This window comes from Actinomadura sp. HBU206391 (assembly GCF_014323665.1).
Taxonomy (GTDB): domain Bacteria; phylum Actinomycetota; class Actinomycetes; order Streptosporangiales; family Streptosporangiaceae; genus Actinomadura_C.
The window spans coordinates 1-4,612 of record NZ_JABVEB010000355.1 but is presented as its reverse complement, the minus strand read 5'-3'; the positions used below and the strand labels follow the sequence as shown (position 1 = coordinate 4,612).

5 protein-coding genes are annotated in these 4,612 nt (G+C 70.8%); 4 read left to right on the top strand and 1 reads right to left on the bottom strand.

Features of this window, described 5'->3' with window-relative positions:
* Positions 1 to 1,099, top strand: a 1,099-nt coding sequence (locus HKK72_RS36195) for a sensor histidine kinase (RefSeq protein ID WP_187238904.1), incomplete at its 5' end; no start/stop codon positions are given.
* A complete protein-coding gene (locus HKK72_RS36190; RefSeq protein WP_187238903.1) occupies positions 1,096 to 1,755 on the top strand; it encodes a response regulator in 660 nt (219 codons plus the stop codon). The genes HKK72_RS36195 and HKK72_RS36190, both read left to right, overlap by 4 nt.
* Before the next feature lie 239 nt (positions 1,756 to 1,994).
* On the opposite strand, the gene HKK72_RS36185 is transcribed toward HKK72_RS36190, so the two are convergent.
* On the bottom strand, positions 1,995 to 2,873 hold the full coding sequence (locus tag HKK72_RS36185; protein WP_187238902.1) for a helix-turn-helix domain-containing protein: 879 nt from the start codon (positions 2,871 to 2,873) through the stop codon (positions 1,995 to 1,997).
* Positions 2,874 to 2,976: 103 nt separating this feature from the next.
* On the opposite strand from HKK72_RS36185, the gene HKK72_RS36180 reads away from it, so the two are divergent.
* Together HKK72_RS36180 and HKK72_RS36175 are read left to right on the top strand one after the other, a co-directional pair.
* On the top strand, positions 2,977 to 3,672 hold the full coding sequence (locus HKK72_RS36180; RefSeq protein WP_187238901.1) for an SDR family NAD(P)-dependent oxidoreductase: 696 nt from the start codon (positions 2,977 to 2,979) through the stop codon (positions 3,670 to 3,672).
* A gap of 289 nt (positions 3,673 to 3,961) precedes the next feature.
* A partial coding sequence (locus HKK72_RS36175) for a MerR family transcriptional regulator (RefSeq protein ID WP_187238900.1) occupies positions 3,962 to 4,612 on the top strand: 651 nt, incomplete at its 3' end.

Below are 4,612 nucleotides of genomic sequence, written 5' to 3'. Positions count from 1 at the left end.
GCTCGCCGCGGGGATGGCCGTCCTGCTGTCGGTCGTCGTGCTCTACACGCCGCACGCTGGCGCGCTTGATCTCTCGGCCGTCCTCGCCGGTTCGCTTGCGCTCGTCGCGTGGCGGCGGGCGCCCCTGGTGTCGTTGCTCGTCAGCACGGCCTGCATGGCCGTGGTCGCGGCGCACATCCAGCCGGGCCCGGCGGCCGCCTTTCCCGTGATGGTGTCGGTGTTCGCCGCGGTCAGGGTCGGCCATCCGCCGGCCGCAGTGCTGGCGGCCATGGTCTTCCTGGGGACCGACCTGGCGGTGAACCTGCCCGGCGCCGACGGGTCCGGGCAGACCCTCCAGGACACCGCACTGCTGGTCGGCTGGTTCGTGGCGTCCGGCGTGATAGCGACGGTGACCCGGCACCGGCAGGCGTACCTGGAGGAGGCCGAGCAGCGGGCCGCCGAGGCCGAGCGGACCCGCGAGGAGGCGGCCCTGCGCCGTGCGGGCGAGGAGCGGCTGCGCATCGCCAGGGAACTGCACGACTCGCTCACCCACAGCATCTCGATCATCAAGGTCCAGGCCGGGGTGGCCGTCCACCTGGCACGCAAGCGCGGCGAGGACGCGCCCCCCGCGCTGCTGGCCATCCAGGAGGCCAGCCGCGACGCCATGCGCGAGCTGCGGGCCACCCTGGAGGTGCTGCGCGACGCCGACCGCTCTGACGGCGAGGCCCAGGCCAGCGGTCTTGACCGGCTCGACGACCTGGTGGAGCGGGCCCGTTCGACCGGACTGCCGGCCACGGTGACGATCTCCGGCACACGGCAGGAGCTGCCGGCCGAGGTGGACCGGGCCGCGTACCGGATCGTCCAGGAGGCGCTCACCAACGTCTCCAGGCATGCCGGCGGGGCAGCCGCGGCTGTGCGCATCGACTACGCAGGCGAGGAGCTGGTCGTGCAGGTCGACGACGACGGCAAGGCCGACCCGGACGCGCCGCCCGTGCCCGGCACGGGTCTGCTCGGCATGCGCGAGCGCGTCGCGGCGCTCGGCGGCCGGCTGCGAGCCGACCCCCGCCCCGAGGGCGGCTTCACCGTACGCGCCGAGCTTCCCCTTGGAGAACCATCGTGATTCGCGTGCTGATCGTGGACGACCAGGCGCTCATTCGCGGCGGCTTCCGGGCCCTGCTGGAGATCGAGGAGGACATCGAGGTGGTGGCCGAGGCCGCGAACGGCGAGCAGGGCGTCGCGCTCGCCCTCGAGCACCGGCCCGACGTCGCCCTCGTCGATATCCAGATGCCGGTGATGGACGGCATCGAGGCGACCCGGCTGATCGCCGTCGACGAGCGGCTGGGCGGCGTTCACGTCGTGATCCTCACCAACTACGGCCTCGACGAGTACGTCTTCAACGCGCTCCGCGCCGGCGCCTGCGGCTTCATGGTCAAGGACACCGAGCCCGCCGACCTGCTGCAGGGTGTCAGGGTCGCGGCCCGCGGCGACGCGCTGCTGTCCCCAGCGATCACCCGCCGTCTGATCGGCGAGTACGTCGCACGCCGTCCCGAGTCCGCGCCCGAGGGGCTCGACGTGCTGACCAACCGCGAGCGCGAGGTCACCGCGCTGGTGGCCCGCGGCCTGTCCAACGACGAGATCGCCGCCCACATGGTGATCAGCCCGACTACCGCGAAGACCCACGTCAGCAGGGCGATGACCAAGCTGAGTGCCAGGGACCGCGCCCAGCTCGTGGTGTTCGCCTACGAATCCGGCCTCGTCACTCCGCGGCGCGGCTGATCGCGTGCGGCTCGAGCAGCGAGTCGGGTCTGTGCCGGCGCACGTGAGCAGATCACAAGGCAACGACGTGTGAGCTCGCGGTGGCGTGCTCTCCCTCCTGGGCCGGCAGGGCAATGGCCGCGGGACGTGCGAGGTTCCCGGAGGTGAAGGCCTTGCGGGCTTTACAGTCGGTGGGTGGACACGTCACGGGTTCCGGCGCCGTCGCTGGCCGAGTGGCTGTTCTGTGTTCGGTGGGGCTGTTACGGCGTGGAGAACGGACCGGGCACCGGAGGCGAGGGGCCGTCGGCGGCCACCCCGTTCGTGACCCGCAGGAACTCCAACTTCTCCGCATCGGCGGAACCCGCGGCCACCGTGTAGACGACGAGCCGGACGTCGCAGCCTGGAACGGTGAGCACGTCGCAGTCGCACGTCACCTCGCCGACCTGGGGGTGCACGATTGTCTTGCGAGCCGAGACGTGCCGACCGACCGCACCCTCGTCCCACAGCCGGCTGAACTCCGTACTGCTGGAGCGCAGGCCCGCGACAAGGTCGATCAGTCCACGGTCACGGGGGTGGTCGACGAGAGCCGTGCGCAGATCGGCGACGAGTGCGCGGTTCAGGGCGTCGCCGTCGTGGAGCACGGGCCAGGCCGCGAGCCCTTTGGGTCCTGTGGTGAAGACCGCCCGCACCAGGTTGCGCTCGACCGGCGCCCGCGCGCCGGGATCGCCCAGCAGCACTGCCCACGCGGGGGTCCAGGACAGCAAGGTCCAGTCGGCACTGAACACGCCCACGGGGAACTCCCCGAGGCGAGCCAGCACCCGTTGGACCCCCGCTGGAACATGCGTAGAGATCGTCCCCTCCCGCGGCGGGAGGAGGCCGGCCAGCCGGTAGGCGTGATCGCGCTCCATGGGTTCCAGCTGCAGTGCCCTGGCCAGGCTCGCGACGACCTGCGCCGAAGGGTTCGTGGCGCGCCCCTGCTCCAGCCGCACCACATAGTCGACGGACAGCCCTGCGAGCTCGGCCAGTTCCTCGCGTCGCAACCCCACCGCACGTCGCCCGAGCCGTGCGGTCCGCCCGACGTCGAGGGGAGAAAGCCGGTCGCGCCAGCGGCGCAATGCCCTTCCAAGGGTCTCGTCCACTCGACCATCATGCCCGCTGGATTGCCGTATCTGCCTGGTACTGGCCGTCCCACCGTCGCAGAGGGCACTGGTTCTCCTCTCGTCACTGGCCGAGAGTGAACACATGACCACAACGTTCATCACAGGAGCCAACAGATCCCTCGGGTACGAAACCGCCCGCCGTTTGATCGAGACCGGCCACACCGTCCTCGTCGGCGCTCGCGATCCAGAGCGCGGCCAGGCGGCCGCCGACGCACTCGGTGCCCGTTTCGTCCAGATCGACGTGACCGACGACGCGTCGGTGGCCGCGGCCGCCGCGGACATCGGAGCCCATGAGGGGTTCATCGACGTCCTCATCAATAACGCGGGTATCCACGGGACGCACAAGCCCGCCGACCAGATAACGGCCGCTGACGCCGGCGCGGTGTTCGAGGTCAATGTCGTGGGGATCGTCCGGGTGACGCACGCGTTCCTGCCCCTACTGCGCAAGTCCGCGAACCCGGTCATCGTCAACGTCTCGAGCGGCATGGGGTCGTTCGCCGCGACCCACGACGTCGAGCGCGTCGAGTCGCGAATCGTCACGCCGCTCTACACGTCGTCGAAGGCTGCCGTGACCATGCTGACGACGCAGTACGCGAAGGCATGGACGGACGTGAAAGTGAACGCGGCCGACCCGGGCTATACCGCGACCGACTTCAACGGGCACAGCGGCCCGCAGACGGTGACCGAGGGGACAGACGCGATCGTCGAACTCGCCACCATCGGGGCGGACGGACCGTCCGGGACCTTCCGTGACCGTCAGGGTGCGATGGCCTGGTGATCCACCTTTGAATTCGGGGCGTGCCCGGCGACGGACGAGGATTCCTGGTGTCGGAGGATGGGGTGTCGACTCCCTGGTGGCGGATCGTGCCGAGGGCGGTGGCCAGGAAGGCGTACTCCTGGCTCAGGTGGGTCGGCTCACCCAGGGCGAGCAGTCGCGGTCGGACCGGGAGCACCCCATGACCGCGGCGGCCTCGACGGCATGGGCGGTGTCCTTGAGGTCAATAGCCACGCCTTCAACGGTATCATTGAACTCTCGGTTGAAACTTCCCCGCGATATCGGCAGGCTCATGGGACGAAACCTTCAAAACGGTGAGCGGCTCAGGCCGGTTGACCTGGCGCGCGGGTACGGTCTGTCCACGCAGGCGATCCGCAACTACGAGGAGGCCGGCATCCTTCCGGCCGCCGGTCGCACGGCCCACGACTACCGCACCTATACCCCGCTGCACGCGCGGGCTCTGCGCGCGTTCCTCGCTCTAGTGCCCGGCCACGGCCACCAGACGGCGACGTCGATCATGCGGGCGGTGAACCAGGGCGTGGTCGAGGAGGCGTTCCGCCTCATCGACGAGAGCCACGCCCAGCTCCTCGACGACCGCCGGACCCTACAGGCCGTGGAGAGCGCCCTCCGCGACCTGGAGCCCGCCACGGCGTCCGAATCAGACGCAGTGTCCGAGCCGGCCGCGGTGTCCGGGCCCGGCGGCACGTTCATCGGGCCGCTGGCAGGGAGGCTCGGGATCCGGCCTGCGACGCTGCGCAAATGGGAGCGTGCCGGGCTGGTGCGCCCGCGCCGCGACCCGCGGACCGGATACCGCGTCTACGACGAGGCCGACGTACGGGACGCCCGGCTGGCCCACCAGCTCAGGCGGGGCGGGTACCTGCTGGAGCAGATCGCCCCGCTGATCGCCCAGGTACGGGCGGCCGGCGGCCTGGAGCCGCTGGAG